The 26,404-nt window shown below is 56.0% G+C and carries 23 protein-coding genes and 1 pseudogene; 11 read left to right on the top strand and 13 right to left on the bottom strand.

Features of this window, described 5'->3' with window-relative positions:
- Nucleotides 1-23: 23 nt before the first annotated feature.
- On the bottom strand, nt 24-1,289 hold the full coding sequence (locus tag C7I85_RS31665) for a hypothetical protein (protein ID WP_245444950.1): 1,266 nt from the start codon (nt 1,287-1,289) through the stop codon (nt 24-26).
- Between the two features lie 129 nt (nt 1,290-1,418).
- Nucleotides 1,419-2,237, bottom strand: a complete 819-nt coding sequence (locus C7I85_RS14750) for an alpha/beta fold hydrolase (protein ID WP_106724732.1) — start codon at nt 2,235-2,237, stop codon at nt 1,419-1,421.
- A gap of 49 nt (nt 2,238-2,286) precedes the next feature.
- Here C7I85_RS14750 and C7I85_RS14755 point away from each other — a divergent pair, with 49 nt between their 5' ends.
- The 3 genes from C7I85_RS14755 to C7I85_RS14765 all read left to right on the top strand — a co-directional run bounded on the left by C7I85_RS14755 (nt 2,287) and on the right by C7I85_RS14765 (nt 4,781).
- The gene (locus tag C7I85_RS14755) at nt 2,287-2,601 is read left to right on the top strand and encodes an ArsR/SmtB family transcription factor (RefSeq protein ID WP_210203046.1); all 315 of its coding nucleotides are present in this window, start codon (nt 2,287-2,289) and stop codon (nt 2,599-2,601) included.
- Between the two features lie 153 nt (nt 2,602-2,754).
- On the top strand, nt 2,755-3,228 hold the full coding sequence (locus C7I85_RS14760) for an NUDIX domain-containing protein (RefSeq protein ID WP_106724734.1): 474 nt from the start codon (nt 2,755-2,757) through the stop codon (nt 3,226-3,228).
- A gap of 821 nt (nt 3,229-4,049) precedes the next feature.
- Nucleotides 4,050-4,781 carry a metallophosphoesterase gene (locus C7I85_RS14765; protein ID WP_106724735.1) on the top strand — a complete coding sequence of 244 codons (732 nt, stop codon included), beginning with the start codon at nt 4,050-4,052 and terminating at the stop codon, nt 4,779-4,781.
- A gap of 63 nt (nt 4,782-4,844) precedes the next feature.
- Here the strand turns inward: C7I85_RS14765 and C7I85_RS14770 are convergent, their stop codons facing one another.
- The 3 genes from C7I85_RS14770 to C7I85_RS14780 form a co-directional block, all read right to left on the bottom strand.
- The gene (locus C7I85_RS14770) at nt 4,845-5,567 is read right to left on the bottom strand and encodes a phosphotransferase (RefSeq protein ID WP_106724736.1); all 723 of its coding nucleotides are present in this window, start codon (nt 5,565-5,567) and stop codon (nt 4,845-4,847) included.
- A gap of 254 nt (nt 5,568-5,821) precedes the next feature.
- Nucleotides 5,822-6,238 carry a hypothetical protein gene (locus tag C7I85_RS14775; RefSeq protein WP_106724737.1) on the bottom strand — a complete coding sequence of 139 codons (417 nt, stop codon included), beginning with the start codon at nt 6,236-6,238 and terminating at the stop codon, nt 5,822-5,824.
- Entirely contained in the window at nt 6,231-6,893 is a 663-nt protein-coding gene (locus C7I85_RS14780) for a helix-turn-helix domain-containing protein (protein WP_181257182.1), read from the bottom strand. The genes C7I85_RS14775 and C7I85_RS14780 overlap by 8 nt, the downstream gene beginning before the upstream one ends.
- A gap of 360 nt (nt 6,894-7,253) precedes the next feature.
- Here C7I85_RS14780 and C7I85_RS14785 point away from each other — a divergent pair, with 360 nt between their 5' ends.
- The gene (locus tag C7I85_RS14785; RefSeq protein WP_210203047.1) at nt 7,254-7,706 is read left to right on the top strand and encodes a MucR family transcriptional regulator; all 453 of its coding nucleotides are present in this window, start codon (nt 7,254-7,256) and stop codon (nt 7,704-7,706) included.
- Between the two features lie 568 nt (nt 7,707-8,274).
- On the opposite strand, the gene C7I85_RS14790 is transcribed toward C7I85_RS14785, so the two are convergent.
- Entirely contained in the window at nt 8,275-9,348 is a 1,074-nt protein-coding gene (locus C7I85_RS14790) for an alpha/beta hydrolase family protein (RefSeq protein ID WP_106724739.1), read from the bottom strand.
- A 142-nt stretch (nt 9,349-9,490) separates the two neighbouring features.
- On the opposite strand from C7I85_RS14790, the gene C7I85_RS14795 reads away from it, so the two are divergent.
- Nucleotides 9,491-10,519 carry a helix-turn-helix domain-containing protein gene (locus tag C7I85_RS14795; RefSeq protein WP_106724740.1) on the top strand — a complete coding sequence of 343 codons (1,029 nt, stop codon included), beginning with the start codon at nt 9,491-9,493 and terminating at the stop codon, nt 10,517-10,519.
- 42 nt (nt 10,520-10,561) lie between these two features.
- On the opposite strand, the gene C7I85_RS14800 is transcribed toward C7I85_RS14795, so the two are convergent.
- Both C7I85_RS14800 and C7I85_RS14805 read right to left on the bottom strand, forming a co-directional pair.
- On the bottom strand, nt 10,562-10,921 hold the full coding sequence (locus C7I85_RS14800; RefSeq protein WP_146148882.1) for a hypothetical protein: 360 nt from the start codon (nt 10,919-10,921) through the stop codon (nt 10,562-10,564).
- Between the two features lie 195 nt (nt 10,922-11,116).
- Nucleotides 11,117-11,491, bottom strand: a pseudogene (locus tag C7I85_RS14805) (IS110 family transposase); the annotation flags it as partial.
- 287 nt (nt 11,492-11,778) lie between these two features.
- On the opposite strand from C7I85_RS14805, the gene C7I85_RS14810 reads away from it, so the two are divergent.
- Nucleotides 11,779-13,389: a DUF1254 domain-containing protein gene (locus C7I85_RS14810; protein ID WP_106724742.1), complete on the top strand. Its 1,611-nt coding sequence runs from the start codon at nt 11,779-11,781 to the stop codon at nt 13,387-13,389.
- 213 nt (nt 13,390-13,602) lie between these two features.
- Here C7I85_RS14810 and C7I85_RS30975 read toward each other — a convergent pair whose 3' ends face one another.
- On the bottom strand, nt 13,603-13,779 hold the full coding sequence (locus C7I85_RS30975; protein ID WP_181257183.1) for a hypothetical protein: 177 nt from the start codon (nt 13,777-13,779) through the stop codon (nt 13,603-13,605).
- 194 nt (nt 13,780-13,973) lie between these two features.
- Between C7I85_RS30975 and C7I85_RS14815 the strand changes: the two genes are divergently transcribed.
- Nucleotides 13,974-15,053 carry an AI-2E family transporter gene (locus tag C7I85_RS14815; protein ID WP_106724743.1) on the top strand — a complete coding sequence of 360 codons (1,080 nt, stop codon included), beginning with the start codon at nt 13,974-13,976 and terminating at the stop codon, nt 15,051-15,053.
- Between the two features lie 844 nt (nt 15,054-15,897).
- Nucleotides 15,898-17,712 (top strand): arylsulfatase, encoded by a 1,815-nt coding sequence (locus tag C7I85_RS14820; RefSeq protein ID WP_210203048.1) that lies wholly within the window; start codon nt 15,898-15,900, stop codon nt 17,710-17,712.
- Between the two features lie 226 nt (nt 17,713-17,938).
- Here the strand turns inward: C7I85_RS14820 and C7I85_RS14825 are convergent, their stop codons facing one another.
- Nucleotides 17,939-18,499, bottom strand: a complete 561-nt coding sequence (locus C7I85_RS14825; protein WP_146148883.1) for a type II toxin-antitoxin system VapC family toxin — start codon at nt 18,497-18,499, stop codon at nt 17,939-17,941.
- A 130-nt stretch (nt 18,500-18,629) separates the two neighbouring features.
- On the opposite strand from C7I85_RS14825, the gene C7I85_RS14830 reads away from it, so the two are divergent.
- Both C7I85_RS14830 and C7I85_RS14835 read left to right on the top strand, forming a co-directional pair.
- Nucleotides 18,630-18,812: a hypothetical protein gene (locus C7I85_RS14830; RefSeq protein ID WP_106724746.1), complete on the top strand. Its 183-nt coding sequence runs from the start codon at nt 18,630-18,632 to the stop codon at nt 18,810-18,812.
- A 759-nt stretch (nt 18,813-19,571) separates the two neighbouring features.
- On the top strand, nt 19,572-21,236 hold the full coding sequence (locus C7I85_RS14835; RefSeq protein WP_106724747.1) for an AIPR family protein: 1,665 nt from the start codon (nt 19,572-19,574) through the stop codon (nt 21,234-21,236).
- Nucleotides 21,237-21,255: 19 nt separating this feature from the next.
- On the opposite strand, the gene C7I85_RS14840 is transcribed toward C7I85_RS14835, so the two are convergent.
- The 3 genes from C7I85_RS14840 to C7I85_RS14850 all read right to left on the bottom strand — a co-directional run bounded on the left by C7I85_RS14840 (nt 21,256) and on the right by C7I85_RS14850 (nt 25,599).
- On the bottom strand, nt 21,256-22,032 hold the full coding sequence (locus C7I85_RS14840; protein WP_106724748.1) for a metallophosphoesterase: 777 nt from the start codon (nt 22,030-22,032) through the stop codon (nt 21,256-21,258).
- Between the two features lie 691 nt (nt 22,033-22,723).
- Nucleotides 22,724-24,556 (bottom strand): ATP-binding protein, encoded by a 1,833-nt coding sequence (locus C7I85_RS14845; RefSeq protein WP_106724749.1) that lies wholly within the window; start codon nt 24,554-24,556, stop codon nt 22,724-22,726.
- Complete coding sequence (locus tag C7I85_RS14850; RefSeq protein WP_106724750.1) at nt 24,553-25,599, bottom strand: SIR2 family protein; 1,047 nt, start codon at nt 25,597-25,599, stop codon at nt 24,553-24,555. Before C7I85_RS14850 ends, C7I85_RS14845 begins: the two co-directional genes overlap by 4 nt.
- A 330-nt stretch (nt 25,600-25,929) precedes the next feature.
- On the opposite strand from C7I85_RS14850, the gene C7I85_RS14855 reads away from it, so the two are divergent.
- A complete protein-coding gene (locus C7I85_RS14855) occupies nt 25,930-26,322 on the top strand; it encodes a hypothetical protein (RefSeq protein WP_106724751.1) in 393 nt (130 codons plus the stop codon).
- Nucleotides 26,323-26,404: the final 82 nt, after the last annotated feature.

The raw sequence follows: 26,404 nt of genomic DNA on the forward strand, positions 1-26,404 counted from the left end.
CTGCCAGAGGCCAACTAGCCGCCTCATCGTCCGCAGATGTGCCAATCCATCTGGTAGCCGTTTTCTCCTTCGCGGCCATAACACCAGCCCACCGCCTCAAGCTTGGCTCCGATTGCTTCGCGACGGTCACAGGCTTTCAAGGTTTCGTCAGAATCGCCTGGCCCACCCCGACAATCGCCATTCTGGTCCTGCCACTGTGAGACTATCCGAATTGGATCATGGGCCTTTCGGTCCGTAGCCACGACATTTCCGGTTTCGGAGATGATCTTGCTTGTTGCCGGGTCCCAGACCAAGGTGAAGGTGGCCGCTCCAGAAGACGACTTCGCGCGCTTGGGGCTATCTGCGAACCATTCCACGAGCCCGCTGACGGTACACGTCGGGTCGCAGATTACCTGTTCAGAACCGTGCTTCACGCTGTAAGCACGCCTCGGCCACCGTTCAGCGAATGTCGCCTTTTCCTTGAGGACATCGTCTCGCGACACCTCCTTCCCGTAGAAATTCACTCTTTCGGCGTATGCCGAGTTCATGAAAGCCAGCGCCTGGGAATTCGGGCGCGACCACGCGTCGTGATAGGCGGCGACGAACCGCAAGGCCCGAATAATGCTCGAGGTGTCAACTTTAACTGTTGGCACCTGCCTGATCGGTGCAGCGACATTAGGCGCGGTGGAGACGCTCTGGTTGCTCGCTGGTGCGGAAGTTGTCACACCAAACTGCGCCATTTCGCCGGCCGTCAGGTACCGTATGTCCGAACTGGGGGTCGAAAGGCTCAACTGTAGCAGCTTCGGATCAACCCCCATCTCGATGAGGTAGGTCATGATATCCGCTGTTAGCGCTTGTACGGCAGCCACAGCCTCGTGGCCCGTAACCGGAGCGTCATCAGAGAACGAGGATTGGTGGACGCCGATCGAACCAGGTTCCGCTGTCCGGCGGACACCGCCGACGAAAACGAGCGCGCAAGCCGAGGCGCATTCCGCCGCACGCAACTGGATCGTCTCAAGTCCCAGCCTCCGGATCGCACGGCCAAAGGCCATGGCCGCGTGAACGTTGCCACCGTTGCTGTCGAAAGTAACAACATGCGCGCCCGATGCCACGACTTCTGCTGCCAGCGCTTCCGGCTTGTCCGTGAACTCAAACTGACCCCGAATTACAAGGATGGTTTGCGATCCGGCCTCTGATAGCCTGTCAATGGTGACCGCGGCCTGGGCGGCAGAAATCGACGCCCAAAGACCCAGAAATATACTCGACCATGCCGAACAGAAGCGCACCACATGTCCCCAATTGAGGTCCACCTTGGTGAAGCATATCCAACCTCAGGACAACCGCAATCATTCACCGCCAACAGTGATGGGAATAACCGAAATGTGGAATCCAAGCAGATATCGATGTCGAAATCGGTCGGCTTTGTGGATGGTGCGCCGTTAGCTCTGGCTGAACTGCTTGAGGACGGCCGCCACTATCGCTTCGGGCCGATCTTCCTGAACCAGATGCCCTGAATCAGATATTGGGATGCAAGCACCATCAGAGATCGATGCGGCCAGGGCCACTCCTTTCTCATATGGTATCCATTCGTCGTTCTGTCCCCAAAGGACGGTTACGGGGCATTCCATCCGTTCGTATCGCCCCTCGACCTCATCGGTATATTTCTGATCCATCTGCCCGATCTGACGGTAGAATGCAGGCTGGCCGACCGGGCCGAGCCACGGCGCGCAGTAAATGTCCATGGCCTGCTCGGGCAAGGGATTGTGTGCCGCCGTTTGCAAGTAGGCCCGCAACAGCGCCCGGTGCATGTAATCCGGCATCCCAGAAAAGGCCGGTTCATACTTGCGCACATGCTGGACCAAAGGGGACCCCCAAGGGGCGAGGGCAACAGCGTCGAAGATTGTCAGGGAACCATAGCGCAGGCCGTTCAGGTAATAGGCACGTAGCGCTGTGGCCCCACCGAAGTCGTGCGCCAGCACGTCCGGGCGTTCGAGGCCCCATTCCGCGAACAGGGCAGCCAGAACCTTGTTCTGCACGGCCAGAGACACGTCCTGACCGTCACGCATCTCGGACAGCCCGTAGCCGACCAGATCGAAGTAGTAGATGGTCCTGCGGTCCTCGAGTTGTGGCACGATCCTGCGCCAGACCTGCGACGAAAAAGGCGTTCCATGAATTGCGACCAGTGGCGGCCCGCCCCCGGCCTTGCCCCAACGGACAGCATTGCCTTCAATGATCGTGGTATTTGGCAGGTCCAACATAGCGAGGGCTCATATTGCAACTTAGCTAAATGACAATATGATGAGGGCCATGGACAGATCAACACAAATCAAGGCCATGGCGAGCGAGCAGCGTCTGACGATCCTTCGGCTGCTGGCGGAACCGCAAAGGCACTTCGGCCACCAGTGGTCAGCCGATCCGGTCGAGTTCGGTGTTTGCATGACATTGATTGCCGAGGCTTTGGCCGTCGCACAACCTACGGCCAGCAGGCATCTGGAAATTCTCAAACAAACAGGCTTCATCACAGTGCGGAAGCACCTGAAATGGTCGTATTGCAAACGGGATGAAGCTGCGATCAGGGATTACCTAAACTGGCTGGGCACGGAGCTTTCCTCAAGGGCATAGGTCGCTTTGAGCTTCTTTGCGACTGTCGCGGAAAGCCTAAAACCTGCTACGCAGCGGGTTTCTGGACTTTTGCATTGGGTGCCGTGCAATAGCCTGCGATTCAATTGATGAAGAACTCTGGAATTTCGCAGCGAACCGAACGGGAGGTAGATTATGGCCCTTACCCAAGAACAATTTTTCCAGGCGGTAGCCTCCCGCCAAATACCCCGAGTGAGAGTTGCAGGCATCGTTGTGAACGACGAAAAAGTGCTCGTTCAGAAGCCTACTGACGATCCGTCTTCATGTTACGCCTTTATCGGTGGGGAATATGAAGTGGGCGATACCTTTGAGACCCGGCTTCGGAAAGAGTTTGAGGAAGAGACCAATGCCCGCATTGTGGCCGCTCAATATCTTTTCTGCGTCGAGAACTATTTCCGCTATCAAGCCCAAGTCGTTCAGCAGGCGGAGCACTTTTTCTTGGTGTCGCTGGATCGGCATGACGTAGTTAGTAATGAAGCCCATCTGACACAGCATTGGTTGCCGCTAGTTGATTTACGAAATGTTGATCTCCGTCCCTTCGTCGTGCGGGACGCCGTGGCTTCGGGCAGTTATCTGACCGACAGGCATCTGATCCAACTGCCGGACTAGTTTTCGCAGATATACTAACATCTGCGACAAACAGGCTGCCCCGAAAGCCAAATGAATTTATGTTGCAAAGGTTAGATGCAAAAGGTCTATTTTGCGACGGATATTTGCGACAGATGCGGTGTTACTATCGACCAACTTTGATAAGCGTCCTATAGGAAGCCGCTGATAACGCTAATTGGCGTGGCAAGTCGACGGCTGTACTCTCGACGAGGTGCCACAAAACCGACAAACCCAAAAATTATTGTTTAGTCGTAAGCATTCTTCAGGTGAAGAACATCCCCGAGCGGACGAACATTTTGATTTGATTCCGAAAATTTATACGGGAGGGCAGTTGAGAAGATGGCCGGCCTGATGCGCAATATGCTGGGTGGCGCTTGCTTGTTGTCGTTTGTGTTTCCTGCTTACGCGCAGCATTTCGCGTGTTCAGCCGAAAATGTCACGGACTCTCGATTGGTCAACAGCGAATGGAAACTGGTGGGTTCCAATGCCGCGGACGGCAAATACACCATCGTTCGGTCTCCTGAAGACAGCGGGCATTCTAACTATCCGTACGTGGTGAGGAAGGCGGGAACAACGTCGGCATTCCTAGATTGCCGACCAATAACCGTCCAACGAAGCCGCTGGAAATCGTATGTGGGGGGCTTGGAAGCGCCTTCACGTTCAGGGAGTCGTCCATGCAGTTTCAGGAATATCGTGGAATTGGCTATGTTGATGGCGACGAAAAATCCGACAACACTCTCAGCGTTATCACAGGCAAATGCGTAGAGGTTAACTGACCCGCTCATGGCTATTTCGACGAGTCGAATTACCAAGGAGGCTCAATGCTAGTTGCCCAGCTAAGCGATGTTCACGCGCGGACCGACAACAATAATGTCGACGATCTTGGACGAGCCATCGATTGGCTGCGACAGATCGGGCCTGACATTGCTGTGGTCTCGGGCGATCTGGTCGAGGATGGCTGGGAGGATGGCTACCGCGAGATCGACCGCATCACACGCCGCCTCGCTTGCCCGTGTTTTTTACTCCCTGGCAATTCCGATCAGCGCGCACTGATGCGGGCAGCTTTCAATCATGTGAACTACTGGACAGGTCCTGATGCTATGCATTTCGCCGTTCCTGCAGGCGATTTTCTGATCGTGGGCCTCGATGTTACGATCGATGGTGACCATCACGGTGACGCTCGACCGCATTTGTCTTGGCTGGAGAAGACGCTTCTGGAGGCGGCGCATCGACGCGCGCTGCTGTTCACGCATCAGCACGTATTCCCCAGCGGGATTGAGCCTCTAGACGAATCCGCGTGTCGTGGTACGCATGACCTCGCTTCCATGCTTGACCGATCACCGGTCAAGCCATTGGCGATCTCCAGCGGTTATGTCCACCGCCCGATGGCGAGCATGCTTGGCACCACGCCGGCTTACATCTGCGGATCAATCTGTCATCAAAATCCATTATTGCTTGCGACTGATCGCGAGCCCATGACGACAGATGCAAAATCGATACTTGTCTTTGATGTCGGTATCGCCGGCGTTGTCGCCCACTATGTGGCGCTATAGTCCGGTTGTTGGTCAGCGGTATTGCAGCTGCTTTCGGGCAAGCGACCGGTTTAAAAAGGCGACCTACACGGTAAAACGCAAATCGTAGCCGGTCGGGCTTATGCGCTCGGTCACGTTGAGGACGGTCCATGACGCGGCGGATGCGGCCCAATCGACCATCTCCTTCTTGCCCTGCACACGCCCCGACACAGCAAGGGCCGTCTGTCGTGCGACTGCGTAACCGGCGATCTGCGCTGCAGAGCAGTTTGCCAACCCATATCCGTCAGCAAGCACAGATAGGCGTCTCACCTGCTCGTCACCGGTATAGTCGGGATTGCCAAGGTCGAGCCAGGTGAAGGCTGAATAACCCAAATCCCATAGGCGGAGACCGGGAGCGATCGTGTCGAAGTCGACCATCCCATAGGGCACACCATCACAAAATACAGCGTTTGTCGGTGCCCAGTCGTTGTGGCACATCACTTCGGCATTGCGCTCGCGGACCTCGGTAAAGTTCGCCGTTGCATCATGGAACCGCCTTAGCAGTGCCCCAGCGGCAGCAAGCTGAAAATCGGCAAAATGACCCAGATCGCTTGGAACGTCGCCGGGCAGGTAGGTCATAATCTCACGGTTCTGCTCATCGATACCAAGGAGCCGTGGCGAGCCGTCAAAGCCCTGTTCTTCCAGGTGTGTCAGCAAGCCGTGAGCGCAGGTAGGGTCGCCTCGGATTGGACGGCGGACCGTGTCGCCTAAACGAACAACGCCAGACGTGATACGACCGCCCGCCAACGAAATTTCCTCTTCGCTCATAAGGGGAGGCTATCTCGTTTCTACACTATGGGGAACGACCGCGAGGGGTGGAAATGAGAGGTTTGGAACTCCCGTCGCGTTTCACAGCGGCAGCAAGGCCCGCAGCGGTGCCCACAAGATCGAGGCGGACAGACGGTGCGCCAACACATTGGCAAAAGCAACCTGTCTCAACCTTCACTCCCGCATTACGTAGCAAAGTCCACCAAAGCGGCGGGAAGTCATCTCGGCAGTCCCAAACGAACCGCAATCCTCTGCTACCGGGCGTACATTTCCTCTGCCCACTTGGCGAACTCTTCCAATCTCTCGAGAGCCCTCTGGGCATCGGCGTGAGTCTTCACCCTCGAACCGTATTGAACTTCGTCCTTCTGTTCCAGAAGAGCCTTAAGATTCGATTCCTGCTTCGACGGCAGGTCCTTTCCCAGCGCGGCGCGAAGCAGCTTCACCACAGCTTGGTGGTCTTCTTGGTTAATCGCGCCCTTGTATTTGGCGGTGAGCACGTCCGCATAAGCTATGACGCAGTTGATAACCGTCGACATCGTGGGGTTTCCGATGTCTCCCAGATCGGCCACGGTAATGCTATTGCGTGCGTTCTTGAGGAAGCCTCGAGCGAGCACAAGCCGCGCGGAGGCATAGGCGGCGTCCTTCTTCTTCGTCGAACCCGTTCTAACCATGTACGTTGCTCCCTCCATGGTTGGGCACGTTTTCGGGCCTATCACCTACAAGGACTACGGCATCCTGTATAGTGGTCGACCACCAAGGATCGGCCTGCTGGGCGAGCTGCGCCACATCCTCCAAGTCAAGCCCGACGACGTTCGGAAGAAAGCCGAGTCTTGTGGCCGGTTCCCGCAGGTTTTCCCTGACCGTCTCCACTACGCCCAACAGATTTTCCTTGTCCGCAATTAGGCCGATGTCGAGATCGCTTTCTAGCCCATCTTCCTTCCTGGCAACGCTTCCATAAATCCAAAGGCTTTTGAGCAGCGAACGCCGATCTCCAGCGCTGTTTCGAACTGTGTCGATGATCTCGGTAAATCTGTTCTTCTCGGCATCGTAGAGGGCCGCAATCTGCGGAGCCAGAAAGTGCGTTTCATTGAAGCGGTGGAGTTTCGTTGCCCGGGAGCCCTCGCTCACTACGATACCCGATTGTTCCAGTGAGATAATTCCCAGTCTGACACTGCTTTTGGATAGTCCAGACCTGTTCTGGATGTCGGAGTTAGACAGAGCCGCACCATGCCGGACGAGTTCGCGCAGGACGGCGACGTTGGAATCCACGCCAAAGATATCCGTCAGCGGATTGCGGATCGCGCTTTGCCGCCTTGATCTTGCCATGAGGCCTCCTTGCTGATCCGATATCAAGTCAAGTGGTTCGATATTAACTCATTCGATCCGATATTAAACCCTACCGTGGGTATTTAGAAGGGTTCATACGTAGACGTTGCAGTCGATGAGAGCGGTCGGATCGGGCATCGGTAATTTCGCCCTGGCATCGACGGGGTGTCGGCGGACGATGCCAGCAACGACACCCCGAATTCAGTGCTCTCCGTCACCAAGATTGGCGTTTTTCTTCTGAGCGTGTCGTTCTCTCTGGCTGCCTCTTTAGTTCCAGTTGGAACCAACGGCTACGAAGCTTGTTGCATTGCTGGATGAGTTCGTTAAACCCGGATCGGGGGTGAAGTAACGGAGAAAACAGTGCCTATTGCAGACGATGATGCGCTTGTCCGGCTGACTTCTGATGTCGTGTCAGCTTACATTTCCAACAATGCCGTTCCGGCGGCTTCGCTGCCTGGTTTGATCGCTGAAATTCATGCGTCGCTCAGCAAACTCGGCAAAGAGTCTGCTGTTCCTGCTGCCGTGGAGGCCCCGAAGCCCGCTATTTCGGTCAAAAAGTCAGTGACGGATGACTATTTGATCTGCCTCGAAGATGGAAAGATGTTCAAATCGCTGAAGCGACATCTTGGAACGCATTACAATCTGACCCCCGACGAATATCGGGCAAAATGGGGACTTCCGGCCGACTATCCGATGGTCGCGCCTGCTTATGCCGCGGCTCGGTCGACACTCGCCAAGAAAATGGGGCTGGGCAAGAAACGCGCTGAGAACGCTAAAGCATCAAAACGCGGCCAGAAGGCTACTGCCAACTAGAACGCCTATCCAGGCTTTGGCGAGAGCTTTTGCTATATCTCTCGCCAGAGGTAAGGTCATGGTTCGCTGCATCGAGCGGTTCGAGAAGCTCGAGATTAGTTTCTTGTCTGATATGCACCTAAGTCGGGTCAGAGTCGTATCGACCGGCGGTCGCAAATTCTAGAATATCCGTCGATTGAGCCGGCACGACCGCTTTGAATTCTGGTCTGCCAGGGTCCAATTAAGCTTCCAAATGGGAGCGCCTTGCTCGACATCGGACTAGGTTCGCCACGATGGCAGTTCGGGAACTCCCACCAATAAGAACTTCGGGCTGGCCTCGCTGGCAGCGCCCCCAGGCGGCATCGTCCTGCATATCGAGAGACTCTTTGACGGTGCGGCGGGCGGCTTCATGATCATCTCAAACCTGCAGCCAACCGAGAATAACGTGCCGGATCGAATCCAGGTCGGTGACCGTGAAAGCGGTGGCGCAAAGTGTTGCGATGCAGTGTTTTGAGCACGTCATCAGAACGAGGATAGATTTCCTGACGCAGTTGAACCGACATTGGTTCTAGAAGCCAGCAACGGGCGGTTAGCGGACGCCAGAATGCGAGTGATTTTGGCCCAGGGCTGTGATCACGAGGTGGGCCAGCTCGGAATGGATGTCTGCGCGCGGTCGGTTGCCGCCATCCTCACAGATCGGATCAGTTTCTCCCGACGACTTCAGCAGCTCGGCCCCACCTTCCTTGCACTCCGGCAGGAAGCTGAAGTGAACGGCCCCGGCAACGGACGCGTACGTGCCCTTCGGCGTCAGCGTCGCCAAGCGGTCTGCAATCACCGCCTCGGGAATGGTCCCAGCATCGCCAAGATTGATGAAGCTCATGGGTATCGTGATTTTCCTGAGGCTTGGCTCGTCATAGGCCTGAGCAAGGCCCGGGTCGATCAGCACGGCCGATTTGATTCGGCGATCAAGGTTTGACTGTTCGAAGCGCGTCCTGTCGATCTTGCGCAAATCGACCTTGTCGACTTTCACGGCCTCGTCATTGACATACGCTTGGCCGCCCGCATACCAGGCACAATCCCTTTCCTCATACGTGTCGCAATAGCGGGCGTAGGCCTCGAGGTTTGCCCGAGCGCCAGCGATTTCCATCGCGGCAGCGCCGCCGAGTGAGAAACCGACGACGCCGATCCTGTCGGCGTCAATGGCGTCGCTCCAGGAGGGATCGGCTGTCATCATGTCGATCACCGCCGACAGGTCCGACGTGCGTTCCCAGAGCTTTGGCGTATCGGCCGGCGTCGAGTCGCCGCTGGTGGTTCCGGGGTGATTGGGGCCTGCCACGATAAAACCTGCCTTGGTCAATTCGGTGGCGAACCAGCTCATGCCTTGAATGCGGCCGCCGGAGCCGTGCGACATCACGATCAACGGAAAGCGGCCTTTGGCGACCGGCGCGTTCATCAATGCCGACGAACCTTTGAACGCCTTGTTGTCGCCGACGAGAACCGGCTGGCCGCCTGCCTCGGCGGGATACCACACGGTAACCGCGAGACTCCGTCCGCGTTCGGGTGCTGGCACGCCTATCTCGCGCATGCCGACTTCGGCGGCCAGGCAGGGTGAGGTGAGGGTGATGGTAAGTGCGATGGCAGAAAGGGCGCGGAAGGGGTCCATGGCATCTCGCTCGGTTGCAAAAGAAGACCGGCGATGGATTGCAGATGCCGTGTTCTGGCGCTTCCTCGATCGCGATTGAGGTCGTCCTCGATCATGATTTGGGCCATTGTCGCTGCATTCATTGTCTTGGGTGGGACAGGTCTTGATCTTCATTCCGCTGCCGTTCGTTGTCGCATTTCTGCTTCTGCTGCTCCTTGGTGCGGTGCTGCGCAGCAAGGAAAACTCAACGGGGAATTGGGCGTTTCTGACTTTGATCGGCGTCTGCGCCTTGCAGTCGGTCGTGGTCGGTTTGCGTTGGGGGTACCACGTCGAGGAACTACGCTATTTGCTGCCGGTGGTGGCAAGCTGCCTTCCGCCCCTGGTGCTGGCGAGCTTTCGCAGCTTGATTCACAGCGATGATGCGGTGGTAAGCCGTACCCGCTGGCTTCACGCCCTCCCGCCGTTCGGCATCGTTGTGCTGGTGCTGCTGGCACCGGTCCTGATCGATGCGGCCCTGATCGCGATGTTCGTCGGCTACGCGCTGGCGGTTCTGGACCTCGGTCGCTCCGGTCCCGACGCATTGGACGAGGCCCGTTTCGACAGCGCCGTTGCAGCGCATCGTGCGCTGGTGATCGCCGCCGCAGCGCTTTGTCTGTCGGCGCTCTTTGATCTGGCGGTTCTTCTCGACTTCGAGTGGTCCAAGGGGGCAAACGTTGCCCTCATGGTAAGCAATGCAAATCTGCTGGGGCTGTTCTTCATAGGTCTTATGGCAATCGTCGCGTCGCGCGCACGCGCGCGTCCCGTCGCGGTTCAGGGCGCGCCTTCCAACCCATTCGAGACGCCGCAGGACCGCGAAGTTTTTGATCACATAAACCGTCTTCTGGCCGATCAGAAACTGTCTCGTGACGAAAACCTGACATTGTCGCGACTGGCGCGGCGGGCGGGCGTGCCTGCTCGGCAGATATCCGGCGCGGTCAACCGGCTGGCAGGCAAGAATGTCTCCCAATACATCAACGACTTTCGCATTGCCGAAGCCTGCCGCTTGCTGCGCGAGACGGACATGTCGGTGACAGCAGCGATGTTCGAATCCGGCTTTCAGACGAAGTCGAACTTCAATCGCGAGTTCCGACGGGTCACCTCGCTGAGTCCGGCTTCCTGGCGCGAAAGAAACCGGCCTTTGCGATTTACCTGACGTTTGAGTATCCGTACGTCCGCAAAGAGTGCTAATCGGACGCTATGTTGGTGCCGAGAGGCGGCCCCGCAAGGCTTCAGCTTCTTGGCGTGAGAACGGTACGCTCTCGTCTGAAAGATAAGAGAGTGCCTCCGAGACTCTCTCGTCACCAAAATCGAAGCAGTCACTCATGATCATCGCATCGGCGATATAGCAGGCGGCATCTAGCGGCAGGCTGCCCTCCGCCAGCGCTCTGAGGAGGACATCCGCGTGCTGACCAGTGACGAGCGCTTTTGGACCGTCGGTGATGATTACGTGACCCACGCCTGCGTCGGCAAATGTGGCGGCGAGGCAGCCCATCACCTCAGCCTCAATCTCATGCCAAAGCGCTCCTGCCGATATTTCACCGTTAAGGAAGGACATGAGAGACGAGTGAAGCATGCCGAGAGCTTAGACTTCCCGCTCCGATGTCTGCAACGGGGCCGCGAGCCGCCGGTCCGCTTTCGAAACACATTTGGCTGAAGCGGACATTCGGCAAAGGCCGATGGTGTTCTCTAATGGGTCAAAGGCGAGGAAGCGGTCGATTACCGTTCGCGTGGATGGGAAGAACCGGATTCGAATCCTGGCCACGCGCTGCGACAGCTCGTTGGAGCGATGCCAGACCACAAGCTCCTTCTCCAGACCAGTGAGTTGGAGTTGAATCGTGCCGATCTGATCCGCCGCCAATCCCTTCACCACCAGCCGAGCCAGCGAGGGCACCGCGGAGGCCTTGCCTTTGGAGAGCTGGCTCGCCAGTCGTAGGGCATGGTGTAGACCGCGCGCCATCTCGATCCCGAACTCGGCAAGCAGACCGCGCGTCCGATGCAGCGCCAGCGCCGCCTGCTGTTCGGCCGACTTCACCGGAACAAAGCGCATGGCTGGCCGCGTCACCGCCTCACAGATCGCCTTGGCATCGCCCGCCTCTGTCTTGCCCCGCTTCACAAGGGCACGGACTCATTAGCGCGTAAAGGCTCCGATTTCGGAGCTGGAATCACGTCTCGGGCATTGCAATCAACCCGCAATGGCCCGTCGCTTGTCACTAATGCTCTGAATGTACTTCCGCTTTCAGCGGAATAGCGGACAGGGCCGGACTTGCTACTGGCTCTACCCGGTCGCGAATGCCCCGGATCGGACATTGCATCCTACAATGAGGTCGCGTCGTCGTCGCTGCCCCATTGCATAGTCGAGACAGAGCTTTTTTGGTAAATTGGGGATTGGAGAGGCAGGAACGGGAGGTTGGGATGAAGCAAATCTATCTCCTCGCAGCAGTCTGCGCCGCATCGACACTGCCCCGTTTGGCCGCCGCTCAGACGGTGCCTGCAATCCCTCCGTCGATCGCCACGCCGGACAAAGTCGAGTCGCGACTCGGTACGCTCGATTTCAAGGACGGCGCGCCGGGAAAGGCTACATTGGAAAAGGCTTATGACTACATCGACTTCGCGCACGCCTACGACGCGTTCGCAAACACGATGCAGGGTGTCAGTTTGGTCGCCGCACACAGGGGCTTTCTGGACGCCGGAGTCAAGGACAACGAAATCCTCATCTTCTCCGAGTTGATGGATGCGAGATCGTTGTTCCTGACTGCCAACGCAGACACCGTTTACTTCCTCGGCTTCATCGACGTATCCAAGGGGCCAATGGTGCTTGAGGTGCCACCCAAGGTGCTGGGAGCTTTGGACGACATGTGGTTCCGCTGGGTCACTGATTTTGGGCTGCCGGGCCCTGATCGTGGCCTTGGCGGCAAGTATCTCATCCTGCCGCCGGGCTACGACGGTCCGGAGCCTGAGAGCGGCTACTCCGTCGCCCGATCCCGGACCAACCGGTTGCTAATCATGGGCCGCGCGTTTCTCGAGAACAAAAACGATCCGAAGCCTGCGGCAGAGTCGATCAAGAAGCTGACCAAGATTTACCCGTACGAGGCTGGCGGTGTCGGCACACCCATCGCGGAGTTCCTTTCCGGCAAAGCCAAGCTTGGCAAAATCATTGACCCGCCGGCCACTGTATTCCACGAAGGCAGCGGAAAAGTTATGAACACTGTTCCGCCAAACGACTTCAGTTTCTACGAGATGCTGAATGAGATCGTGCAGCAGGAGCCAGCAACGTCGCTTGATCCGGAACAAATGGGATCGGTTGCTGCCATCGGCATCATCAAGGGCAAACCATTTGCGCCCGACGCGCGAATGAAGAAAATTCTCACGGAAGCCGTTGTAGCCGCCAATGCTACCTCGCGCAGCTTATTTATGAATCCCCGCGATCCGAGTTGGTTCTATTACCCGGGCTCGGCTTGGATGAACTTCCTGTTTGTCTCGGGATACGAGTTCGAGACCCCGATCCCGGAAGTCACTCGTGAGGGCGTCAGGCCGTTCCCAGCCACAGGGTACCGCCAGTTGGATGCACGCACAGCGTTCTTTTACTACGTCACCGGTATCACGCCGGCCATGGCCATGCGCGTGCCCGGCATCGGCTCCCAATATCTGCTCAACATGCTAGATGCCGACAAGAATTACTACGACGGCTCCAAGACCTACAAGGTGACGCTGCCCAAGGGGATTCCGGAAGCGAACTTCTGGTCGTTCACGCTCTACGACAATCAGACGCGCTCGATGCTCGACACGCCGCAGCGCTACCCCCGCGCTGGTAGCCAGAGCTACCCGTCGCCCGCCGCCGAACCGGATGCCGACGGCACTACGACGGTCTATTTCAGCCCGACGCAGCCTGCGGGGGTCAAGCGGGGCAACTGGATTCAGACCACGCCCGGCAAGGGTTGGTTCACTATCCTCCGTCTTTACAGCCCGCTTGAACCGTTCTTCACAAAGGAATGGCGGCCGAGCGAGATTGCGATGGTGAGGTAGCCGCACTGCTACCACCGCGGGCGTGAGCGGCGCTACCGTTGCAAACTTCGTGGAGCCGCGGCGCGCGGGTTCTGAGCTGGCGGTGGATCAGGAGCGGTTGTCCGGTGTTGGCACATAGCGTCGTTTCGCTGCGCTGCGGAGTTTGGTCGCTATCGGCGCATGGCGGACTCTGGCAAGCCGTCCGCCCGGCAGGTTTATGGATTCACAGCCTAGCTAGATCGCGAGCTCGTTCTGATTCTCCGGCTTGCCATCCAGTACCAGGCCCAGGGGCACCGAGACGCACTTGCTGCCGCTGCCGTTGAAGCGTACGGCCTGGTCCGAGAATTTCGTGGCACCAGGCAGGCGCAGGAGCTGGCCGCGAACGTCCGACGAATAGGCGCTGTGCGCCATGCTTTCAGGCAGTGGTAAGGGTGATCTGTACGGCCGACATTTGTTATCGGTGCGTTTGCTACCTAATGCGGGAGATTTGCAACAGAACCGCTCGCACAGTACCTTTATCTTGGTACCGTCGGCAGTCGTTACTCGGGTTCGTGGGGCTGCAAATCTGGCAGTAGAGTTCGAAACTGAACGTGCGGAGAAACTCGATGAGATTTGCGCAACCAGCAACGTTCTGGATTGCGGTCTCTGCTGTCGCTTTGGTTGCGCTGGTGCTGTTGCGCCAAATCCTCTTGCCGTTCGTCGTCGGCGCATTGCTCGCCTATCTGCTCGTTCCGACGGTCGACAGATTGGAGCGGTTTGGGATTAGTCGATCCTTGGCAGCTCTCGTCGTCTTCCTGCCGCTGGTTGCCGCTTTTATTGCTGTTCTCTTGGTGATGCTCCCGGCCATCATTGGCGAACTCAGATTCTTTATCGATGAGTTTCCCCGCTATGTCGCACGGCTCCAGTCACTCATGACCGATGCAAGCCGCCCCTGGCTGCACCGTATCATCGGTGATGAGGTTCATATCGAGCCATCCTCCGGCGATGTCGCTGGCGCGATGGGCAGCGCTTGGCTCGATGGCTTCCTTCGCTCGGCATGGTCGGGCGGACTGGCCTTGATCCACCTTCTTTCACTGCTCGTCGTCACGCCGATCATCGCCATTTATCTGGCAATTGACTGGCAACGGATGATTGCGACCGTCGATGGCTGGTTTCCCCCGGCGCAACGCGACCATATTCGGGCGCTTGGGCGCGAAATCGACGATACGGTTACTGGCTTTGTGCGCGGGCAGGTCGTTATCTGTCTCGTTCTCGCCGTGCTTTACGCAACAGTTCTCAAGATGACCGGCCTCAACCATGCCATTTTGATAGGTATCACTGCGGGCCTCATCAGTTTTGTTCCCTATTTCGGGGCCGCCACCGGCTTCTTCGTGTCCGTGTGCGTTGCGATGGCCCAGTTCTGGCCGAACTGGGTACCCGTCGCTGTTGTGGGGGGCATCTTCATCGTCGGCGAAATGCTTGCCGATTATGTACTGTCGCCGCGTGTTATCGGTCGTCGCGTCAAACTCAACCCAGTCTGGATGATGTTTGCGCTGTTCGCCTTTGGATGGCTGTTCGGCTTCATCGGCTTGTTGTTGGCGATACCGGTCGCGGCGGCGTTGGGCGTGATCCTGCGGTTCGCGAGGCGGCAGTCTCTAGCAAGCTCTCATGACGACGTCGATGGCAACCTGCCCGGCCCGGAGTGATGGAGAGGCACTGAATCGGTGTGCTGCAAGGGCTCATCGGCATCAAGGGCGAAGACATCCCTGTGGGGCTGAGATGGTCGCTAAGGAGATTGAATCAGTACTTCAGGGTTGCTTCAAGCCGACTTATTCAACGCAATGGGGCCGCGAGCGGACTGGCAACTTCGAGGCACGGATTTTCAGAAGTAGACCTTCAGGCCCTGGGCCGGCATCGACGCGAGTTGACCTTTCGCTGGCATTCCCGAGCCGGGTTTCCTTCGCGAAAGCTGACATTGTGCTGGTCTGCGCCAATGACCTGGCCAGACAGCCGACTATCGATCGTCCGCATCGGATGGAAAGCAGCCGGGGCCGAGCAGTAGTTGGAGGAAGCCTTCGGGTGAAACCGGGCCCTTCCTGAAAGCTTGCAGGAGCCGTTCAGACGACGCAGTATTTGTTTTTGCATAGACTTGATGGCCACGCACCTGGCGAAATGGCAGTCATGAAATCCCTGACATGCGCGCCAACCTCTTTCAAGCTTATGCTCGATCCATTGTCCGATCGTGTGCTGGGCGGCGTATGCTCAAAGAGGAAGATAACGGGTATTGGTCTGCAAGGTGTTCGGCATCTATTCCCCTTTGTCTAGTTCGCCCTAATTACTTGAAGCCGTTGCCGGAAAAGCCCGCCGTATCAGGCCAACGTGACTACGACAGTCGTTTGACTATGCAGGCTCAGGTACTTGAGACGATGAGCCACTGAACAGGGAGTTCCAATAGGCAAACAATCGCGCATTTCGATCGAAATAGGGGTGCCCAGGAGAGGGAGCATGTCTGCCAACTCGAATTGGTGATCTCAATCGAAGGAGCGTGCAATGACTGACAAGCCAAGAGATGGCCGCATTATCGAGGCAGCCAACGTCGGTGGAAGAACGTCACGTGGCTCGAGCGGTTCTGCAGGATTTTCCCATTCCATCTTACGACGGAGCATTGAAATCTGCTCCAAAACGATCGCGCCGCGGTCGCTCGGCGCGCTTGCCGTCGGGGCGCTCATGGTCGGGTTGCCAGCACTCTCAGGCCCGGCGCAGGCGCAGGAACAGCGCCCCAACATCGTCATGCTGATGACCGACGACACCGGCTGGAGTGACTTCGGTGCCTATTCCGGAGGCGGTGCCGGCCTCGGTCACCCGACCCCCAACATCGATCAGATCGCCAAGGAAGGTGCCGTCTTCACCAACTGGTACGGGCAGGCGAGCTGCACGGCCGGCCGCGCTTCGTTCATCACCGGCCGCGTTCCGATCCGCTCGGCGCTCTCGATCGTGGTCGCCCCGGGCGATGAAAACCGTCTCCGCAAGGAGACGCCGACGATCGCGGAATTTTTCCAGAAGAATGGCTACTCGACCTATTTCTCCGGCAAGTGGCATCTCGGCGACAAGCCGGACGCCTATCCGACCGAGCATGGCTTCGACGAGATGAAGCATTTTGCGGCCTACTATGCCGGCGTCTATGCCTATAACGACACCGCCAGCACGTTCCATCCCTGGTTCCCGTCCTACAATCGGGAATTCAACAAGATGTACGACGACGTCGTCAATCTGGGCGAATGGGAAGGAACTGCGGGGCAAGCGGCCCGGATGGTCGGCACCATAACCTATGACTCGCTGGCGGAGTTCGACATCCGGCAAACCGACTCGGCGATCGATTACATCAAGCAGCACGCAAAGGGCGGCAAGCCCTTCTTCATGGACGTCAACTTCATCAAGATGCACAACCCGACCAACCCGGCACCGGAGTTCAGGGGCCGGTCGAAGCTCGGCAGCTATTCGGACTCCTTGATGGAAATGGATGCCGACATCGGGCGCATCATGGACGCGATCCGGGCCGAAGCCCCGAACACGATTGTCATCGTGACGGCCGACAATGGTGCCTGGCTCGATGCCTATCCGGACGCCGGAACGACACCCTTCCGCGGTGAGAAGGGATCGGCTTTCGAGGGCGGCTGGCGCGTGCCTGGCATCATGTGGTGGCCCGGCCATGTCCCGGCCGGCGTCCAGTACAACGAAATGATGTCGCACATCGACTGCTGGGCGACGCTGGCCGCGATGGTGGGCCTCACCCCGCCGCCGCACGACTGGGTCGGCAATGACGGCAAGCCGATCTACTTCGACAGCATCGACAACAGCGCCTACATCCTCGGCAAGGCCCAACATTCCGCGCGCAGATCGTGGGTCTATATCGATGGCGAGAATTTTTTGGGCGTACGCGCAGATATCGGCGACGACCCCAAGGAGCCCTGGGTCAACATCGCCTGGAAATACCTCTGGACGGCCAAGGACTCCTGGCTGGGCGCGACGGCCAATCTGGGCTCGATCGGTGCCCTCTACAATCTGACCATGGACCCTTATGAGAAATACGACATGATCTTCAACGGGGCGGCTCCCGCGCGCGTGCTCACAAGCTCGCCAGGGCGCTTCTCCGGCGAAGACAATGGCTGGGCCCTGGCCCTGCTCTATCCGGTGGTCATCGATTTCGACAAGTCGATCATGCAGTATCCCAGCATCCGGCGCTATGTCGGCGGCGCGTCAAATGATCTGGTGCCCAACCTGCAACGCCCCGACGATCCTGTTCCCCTGCTGAAGCAGCAATTGATGGAACAGAAGGAACCGCATATCGGCGGTGGTGGCGGCTAAGCGCCTTTCTGCGCAGGATGTCAACGCAGCCAGCGCCGCTGACCTGGCTGCGTTGACGGTCTAGATGGCCCGCTTCGGGAATAGATAACGCTCATATCCTCAACGGAAGCTGGAAAAGCAGACCTTGCCTGATAGTCATCCCGCGATGGGCACTGCGTCTGCGGCCGCAAATAGCGCCATCCAACCAGTCTCAGAAATGGATGCCGAGGCTGAGATAGGGCCCGATTTAGAAAGGCGAAAAAAGTTGCTCAATTCTGCCGCCAGCTTGTGGTCGTGGGCGACTCTGCAGGCATGGCAAGGGTTCGACGTGCCATTCGCTTTGAACTGGGTCAAAAAGGCCGGGAAGTTTGAAGTGTCTATTGATCGACAAGAAGTCGCGAATATTCGACGTGGCAATGGGCATTCGATGAGCAATGGACAGCGCCGCGATCATCAGATCATGCCCTAACTTGTCCTTCTTCTGGGTGGGGTGGGAGATGCGCAGGTTATTAAGATCGCTCACCGTTGTCATCGCAGCATATAGATCAGCCGCTTGAGGAGTTGAATCCGCAAACTGAAAATCGACGCTTAGCACCTTGTCGATCCACTTGTTCAGGCGGGCGGCCTTTGACTCATCTTTGAGCATAGCGAGGTGGGCACCCCGCCTCAGTTCTGCTATTACGAAAAAGCAGAGAGCGAGTGAGTTTGCCCCTACGGCCCTCATCCAGGGTCGGAGATTGGGTGGCGGTTCTTTCAGGCCGGCATTACTCAATACATTCGTATCAACTAGGTAGACAATATCGACCACAACAGGCTCCAGCGACAAGAAAATGCTGATCGCCGTAGTAACCAGAATGTTACGGCAGAAGGTAAATGCCGTTAAAGATTGTTGTATTCGAACGGGTTAGGAGAACTTTGTGACTGGGTCGCGTAATTGGATGATCGATGAGGTACGGGCGAATTTTGAGCGCCTTTTGGATGAGGCACGTCATGACGCCCAGTACATCATTGCCCCGAAAGGTAAGTACAAGCTTACCTACCAGTCTAGCGCCAAGGTATCGCTTGACGAAATTCTTGATGCCGAAGGCCCGCTGACGCCCGACGACATCAAGGATATTTAAGCTTGTACGAAGCGATTCTTGCCGGTCTGGCTAGTTAGGCTGCTCAGCGAGATTTTCCCCTTGGGGCATCGCCAAACGACGTGAAATGCCAGACAGGCAAGCGTCCATGATTTTGCGCTCTCCCGAAAGCGTGCGATAACCACGGGCGGACGCCGACGAGCATCGATGCTTCACCATTTGCAGCGCCCAGCAGTGTCGTGGCGACCATCTTCCCGGTGAAACCCTTGGCAAAGCCAGCGAAACGCTGACCGCGTCCCTGGTTTGGCCGGGATCGGTGTTCGGCTCGAACGGCACCTTTGCCCCTTCGGGCGGCGGCTATTGTTCGCTGAAGAGAGAGATGCGCCAAGTTGGCAGGGCATCATTAAACTGGTGAGCTTGGTGATCGCCGTTGCGGGACGGACCGATGCTTACAGTCGTAGCGGGGAGGCGACGAGTAGCCAACCGGTCGTGCGCATTGCTATCGGGAACGCGAATGACGCAAACCCTATTTGCCCCGATCTTTCGGTCGGGAGAGGGGTGCTCATGAAGGTGATGCTCGATAAACGTTTACCACAGCATCCAAAGGGGTCTCCAAAATACACTGCTGCCAGTGCAGTGAACAGTCTAAAGTGTTGAAAAAGCTGAGCAAATTATTCTGGCCCCGTGATCTTCGAAGGCTCCAAGTAAGAAAAAGAATACTGGGGAACATCTTGCCACCGTCAATGCCATTTCGGCATCTAGCGTTTAATATTCGGTTGGTAAGAGGTTTGGGTAAGCGCAATGCCAGCACTGACAGCAGTCGATTGGGACATCATAGAGGCGCGTGTATCCGCGACAAAAGCTCGGTATTCCTTGACGTCACCGTCGCTCAGTTTCCTGTACCTAGTACTTGAGCAGTTCTTTCCGGATCGTTCAGCAGATTACCCTGAGATAATCGTCGATGGCGGCAACGACTTGGGTATCGACGCGATCGAAGTGCTTGAGCGCGAAGAGCGGGCTGACATCCTAATCTTCCAGTCAAAACATCGAACGCTATTGAAGTCCACCGACAAGACCATCAACGATAACGAGGTTCTAAAAGTCGAAGCATTTTTGCGAGCCGTTTTCGACAAGGCCGATCGTCTGCTGAAGACTGGCAACCTTCAAATGACCGAGGCGGTTAAGCGCATTTGGCAGCTTCATGAACGTGGGGTGTTCTGCCGGTATCGGGTCGTTTTCTGCACCAACGGACAAGGGTTGTCAGTTTCGGCGAAGACGTTCATCGATAGTACATTCGGGGACCTCCATAGCGTCGACTACGAGGTTTACGGTCCTGGTGAATTGATGCGGGATATCGGAGCCGCGATCAGGGAACGAGAAGTCGGCTATCTGCAGGTTATTGGTCGCGAAGCATTCGAACGCACCGACGGTGACATTCGTGGAGTAATCGCATCTGTCGATGCGCGATCGTTCGTTGAACTGATCCAAACAACTGACAAGAGGTCGGTAAAGCGCCATCTATTTGACGAAAATTTGAGAATCTTTCTCGGCTCAAGCGGCGGTTATAACAGCAACATTATTGAGACGGCGACGTCAGATGATAGTTACCTTTTTTGGTACTTGAACAACGGAATAACAATCAACTGTCGAAATTATGCGTACAACAAGGGCCATTCCAACCCAAAGATCAGGATTGACGACTTTCAGATCGTAAACGGGGCTCAGACCTCTCATTCTCTACTGGAAGCGTTTCGTAAATCACCTGATGCTTTTGAGAACGTGGTGCTGATGGTGCGTATCTATGCCACCAATCGCAACGACATCGCTGAACGTGTAGCCGTCGCGACAAACAGTCAGGCGCGCATTCAGGCTCGTGACCTTCGCGCAAACCATCCGACGCTAAAAAAGCTAGAAATCGCCTTCCATGATTGCGGCTACTTCTTCGAACGCAAGCGAAACATGCACGCCGACCGCGACCCGAAGAAGCGGATCGACGCTTTGAAACTCGGCCAGATACTTCTGTCTTACACATTAAGGGAGCCGGATCGCGCAAAAGCTGAATCAGACTCCATCTTTGGTGATCGGTTTCCTGCTATATTTCACGAGCGTTACAGCATCGATGAACTGTGTCGCCTGGTGGAATTGTATCGATTGGTCGAAGAGATGCGGGAGGCCTATATCTCTCGCCAGCGTGATGCGCTCGAGCCCACTGGCGAACTTCAGTACCTTGTCTATGGCCACTGGTTCGTTCTGTATGCCGCCAGCCTGATCCTTACCCAGTCGGGGAAAACGATCCCGATTGGCCGAGATGCGCGCACGCTTGTCCAAGAATCAATTGCGCTCGTAGCAAAGGCCTGTAGCAACGTCAAAAGCGCCGCCCATTACCAACTGTTCCGTAGCCCCCGGACGAAGGAGCGAATTGTGGCGGAACTGGAAGGGCGGCAGATGAGCCTCTTTGATCTTTAGCGCCATCCAGCGCACCATTTTAGGAACGTAAAATCGGCTCGACTTCCTCGATCCGAATGTCACCGCTGTCGGTACTGACGGCGGAGAGGAAAGCAAGACCTGATGGATTCGGAGAAAGCCTGACGGCTGTAAGCCTTCCCGTCGCATATGCACCTGTGTCGACAGCAACCCGATGCGGGTATACTTCCGGCATGCGGCTTTCGGTAATTACATGGCCATGGACAACGATTTTCTCGAGCTCCCCTGAGAAATTCACTATCGGCGCGCTCTTCCACCGCATGACATAAGGGTCCTGCTCCTGGAGCGGCATGTTCGGTACAATGCCTGCGTGCACGAGTACGAAACGGCTCGTTTCGACGTAGGGCACCGACGCGCGCAGCAGTTCCAAATGCGACGAGTACTTGTTGGCAAATCTCTCTGCAAATTCGGGTTTGAAACGATAAAGCCCATCAATGTCCAAATAGTCGGCGTCTTCAAATCCGTAGGATAGCGCCGTCGCCAGGCCGCCGTTGTGGTGCCAACTCGCGGACTTCTCATGCCCGATATCGAATAGGCGGAGCATCATCTCCTCATGATTGCCCCGGATTAACTTCGACTGCGGCTCTCTTTTGAGCTCCGCCTCCACGAGATTCATGGCCCCGCGGGAATCCGGGCCGCGATCAATAATGTCGCCAAGGAATATTATCCGGCAACGGCTGGGGCGTCTCCGAAGGAGTATAGCCTCAATCAACGCACCCAACAGATCGGCGCGGCCATGGACATCGCCAATGGCGAAAGTGTCGAGTTCTTCGATCATGGTATTTTCCTCGATAGGTGTCGGTTGATCTCACACGAGGAGTAAGAGAAGAGTTTCTTCAGAACGAGCCGGCCGTATAGGGTCCGGCCAGAAGGCGACGGCCGCGGCGATGTGAACGGCAGCGAGGAAGTTGGTGGGGCGGTGTGGTGCTCGCGAAGACTCCCAGGTCACCGATCTGGCGACGTATGGCATTGCTGTCGTAGCGTTTGCCTGCATGAACGAGCCAGAGTCGGGCAACCGGTCGAGACGGCGTGCTGCGTTGGGAGTCGTTGCGGGAAGCCAGCATCGAGGCAGATGGCTAACGCGTTACGCTGGCACCGGGCATGTCAGTGACGGCTGAGGTCAAGACCGGCAATCGCCGCGTGCTGGAATTCCTGCTCGATCCGCTGATGTAGATGCGGGACGAGGCGTTTCATGAGAGTTGAGTGATATGAAAAGAGTCGTGATCTTCTCCGTGTTAATCGTACTATTTCTATTTTATGCAATATTGGCGCGATATATGTATTCAAAGTGTGTTGAATGGAACTTATCAAGTGTTAGCGAAGCCGAGAAGGTGCGGTGTAGTTACTTAGCTTACTTTAACCCCCTGAATCTTTATAGGTGATCGCCGATCAACCGCTGATCGTTGACCTGCGGCTTGCATCGCGCTCGGTTGGAAGACTTCTATTCGTTCACGATCTAGTGAGAATTTCTAACCTGTCTTGGATAACAATTGCGAAAACCGGAGCGTGGTGCTCTTCGGTTGAAGATGATGGTCTAGCGGTTTGATATTTAGCTTCAAGGGCATTTGGCCTGCCATTCCGCTAAAGATACACGTCCCTGTGGGCAGCGTTGGAATAGACTCCTCCGTGAGCCCGTCAATGTAGGAGACGGCACTCGCGATTGACTGCAAATCTTTCTGGTTTATCAGCCGATGGATAAAGTAGTTATGAGCCTGTGAAGTGATAGTCGAAGATATGTCATTTGGACGCTGACTAGCAATCGTAACAAACACACCGAATTTTCTTCCCTCTTTGATTATCTCCTCGAAAGTTTCCAAGCGATAGTCCTTCCAGCTCTCGGTCTCCCTAGAGGATTCGGTAGAAAGGATGTTGTGAGCTTCATCAATCACGATGTTTAGTGACGTTCCCTGGAAGGACATCTTGTGCTCTTGGTAGAGGCGACGCGAAACAAGAAGCGGGATGGTTTTCTTCATCTCCAGATTGACGTCGTTCAGATTGATGACGACGATGTTCGTCTGGAACAAAGTGCCCTGTAGCGCCGGATCGAAAATCTTCCTTATGTCGCTCTGTTTGCTGCGCAGTTTGTTGATAACGGGCGCGATGTGCTCGTTTTGGGCGCGGTTCGCCAAGACGTCATAGATTAGTTGCACGTAGGAAAAGGTCACGAAGTCTGCGATGACGTCGCCGGCGAGTTGAAACGCGGCCACGTGCTCATAGATCACAGTATTCGCAATGGCGGCCTGATTTCCCCGCAACCACTCCTGTCCGCATTTGAACTGTGCTGAATTGCTGTACCATTCCAGGTCTGAGGCAATCTCCACGAGTTGCCCGTTTAGATCGCTCTCTGGCAGGATTTGGCGAAAGTAGTCGAAAAGAAGATCGATCCTAATTTTGTCTGACATCTGGAGAACCTGCGACACTTGTTGGCGAAGCATGTTCCTAAGATGTCCGTTCGGGTCATTTCCTGCCATAACCCGCTCGCGCTGGCTAAGAACTCGGCGTAGAAATGGCTTCTGAGTCTTTTCAGTGGCATCGGAGATGATTGAAAGCATCTCGATATCAAGAAGACCCGAGTTGCCCAATGGAATCTTGTCGCTGTTTTCCGCGCGGGTCGAAAGATTGTAGACCGTCTTGTTGGTTGCGATGCAGTCCGCATGTGCGTATTCACCGTTGAAGTCGAATAGTACAACGCGGCAATTGTTGTTGAAGGCTTCCTCGTCTATCGCGCGTAACTCGCGGATGAAGCTTTGATAGAGCGTTGCGAGGGTATTAGACTTTCCGCTCCCAGTGTTCCCGAAGATGGCGATATGGCTGTTCATCAACCCATCGACTGGAAGCGCGATATCGTAGCCTTCGTACTCCGATGTCGCCACATGTAGCGCAATTCCATTTTCAGCGAGAAGGTTGTGAACCTGAAGGACCTTCTCCCTCGTCAGCAGGAATGCCTCATTGCCCACCAGGGGAAGCTCCTTGGTGCCGCCGAAGAAATGGCCTCGCCGGTCAATGAAGCCCACTAGCGACACAGAGAGTACTCGCCGGCCGCGAACGAATGGGTCCGTCTCATCCATTCGAGATGCGTCCGGAAGGGCGTTTTCCCCATCCACTTTTCCGATCAGGCTAACAAACCCCTTTCGGATATCAACGTAGCTTCCGACAGCGATGTTTCGCAGAAGGTCTCCATCATAGAACAGCTCGGACAGGTTCTTGTCCTTGTCCACCGTGACAAGGACTCGCCGTCCGGTCACTCCCGAAACCTCGCCCACTCGAAGGACAGCTTCTTTCTGGAGGCGCGGGTCGCTCATTGAGGCTTGCCGCCCGCAGGACCAACCTCCCGAAGTATGGAGTTGAAAGTGGAGAAGTCGATGCGTTTCCCTGAACCCGGATCGATAACCACTACATTGCGATGCTGACAGAACTTGTCTTCAAAAGAATTGGCGTCGGTATCCGAATAGGCGAAAATTATGAGTTGAGCTGTCGGATTGCGCAGGGCCCGTTTGGTTATATCCAGAATATGCTCGTCCCCGAAAGAAAATCCGAAGCATATAAGAAGCGAGTTGTCCTTCTCCATGGAATTGGAAAACAATCTCAGCAGATCGAAATAGACCCGCTCCATCAAGGTCGACTCGAATTTCCGTATATTGGGCAAGATCACAGCGCGTTTTGCCAACGCCTTCGAAACTTCACCTGGGTTGTTTTTTTGTACGTGTCCGGACAAGGCAAAGTTATCGTCGTTGAAGCGAATTTCCTTGTCATTGTATCGCGTCCAACTCAGTGAACCGTGGACCTTGATCAGATTGAGAATGGGAAGTTCGGCCAACCGATCATTCGAGATGCCAGATCGGTATGTGCGGTCGAAGTACTTCTCGGCGGCGAACACGTACCGACTGTCCACTGCCGAGGTTCGGTCAAATCCATCGTTCATAGTCACTCTTGGAAGCTTGGAGGCCGCCTTTTCGAAGAACAGATCATAATTTGTGGTGAACAAGTTAGCCTGCCGAGGCAGCAGTATGTTCTTTCTCTCGAAGAGTATCCCATCCAATATTGAAAGAAAGTCGACGTAGTTGTCGAGTGTCCTCTTTACCGAAGGTTCATCAACTTCGATTAAAAGATCAACACTTGCTTCCGCGAGTTCCTCTATGAATTCGAAGGCCATCAAATTGGCATCGGCTGTGTTGCCGCCGATGAGAAGGCTATTTATCTCAGCTTCGATGTTCCCCGCCACCTTGATTGCTGGCATTGAAGCACCAGAACCGAATAAAAAGTTCAGATTGCCGGACTGAATATACGATTCAGTCAACTTTCGAACCTCTTCCGGATGATCAGAAAGAATCAGTTTTCTCGCCATGCGTGTACTAAAGCTTAGTAGTACCCCGCTAGCAATATTTGAGGTATGGCCGACGGAACGTCAGGGGTGAACCAAGGAGCGCGGACACAAATCTTTGGAGCGAACCCAGTGCTCTGACTACTTTGGAATCAAAGATGGAAAATTCAAATCCGGCGTAATGCCCCGATCACGGCACGCAGGAACAAATCAGCCAGCGACAACTGCCGATTACCGTGGCCTTGAAACGCAGAGTTACGCTCGCCATCGTCGACGTCCCAAAGCCTGAGCTGGAAGGGTTTCATTGGAAATTAAGAACTTCTCAATAGCCCAGCACGAGTTTGCGGAGGCAACATGGCAAATATCGTAATAGACCTTTCTAGACTCCGACGTGTCGTTATCCGGCCAGTGGTGGATGACGAGGTATTTGCCGACGCACCCCACTTTGCGGGGCCGACCGAGAATCATTATTGGCTCCGCACGCCTTATGGAAACCTGCTCTACGCGACCGGCCCAGAGCAGCTCGGCGCACTTCTGGCCATGATTGGCGCAATTGAATTCGAACTTAATGTCGAGCTTCGGACGCTGCTAAATTCGATATTCCGTTTTGATATTGATGGGCGCACGATCGAAATAGAATTCGATGCAGTCTTCAGGGCAGGGTCAGTCTCAGATCAAAATGGACAACTCTTGGGCCGGTTTTGGCCTGCCCCTATGAGGTGGTCCGGTTTCAGTCTTAATGCATGATGGGCTTATCGGCCAGCGGCAGAGCCGATGATGGTGCCGCTTTGCCGGGTTTCGACGGCCATATGAGGGCCTCCGGCGCCGG

Origin of the sequence: Pseudaminobacter soli (ex Li et al. 2025), from assembly GCF_003012705.1 — a bacterium.
Lineage (GTDB): Bacteria > Pseudomonadota > Alphaproteobacteria > Rhizobiales > Rhizobiaceae > Pseudaminobacter > Pseudaminobacter soli.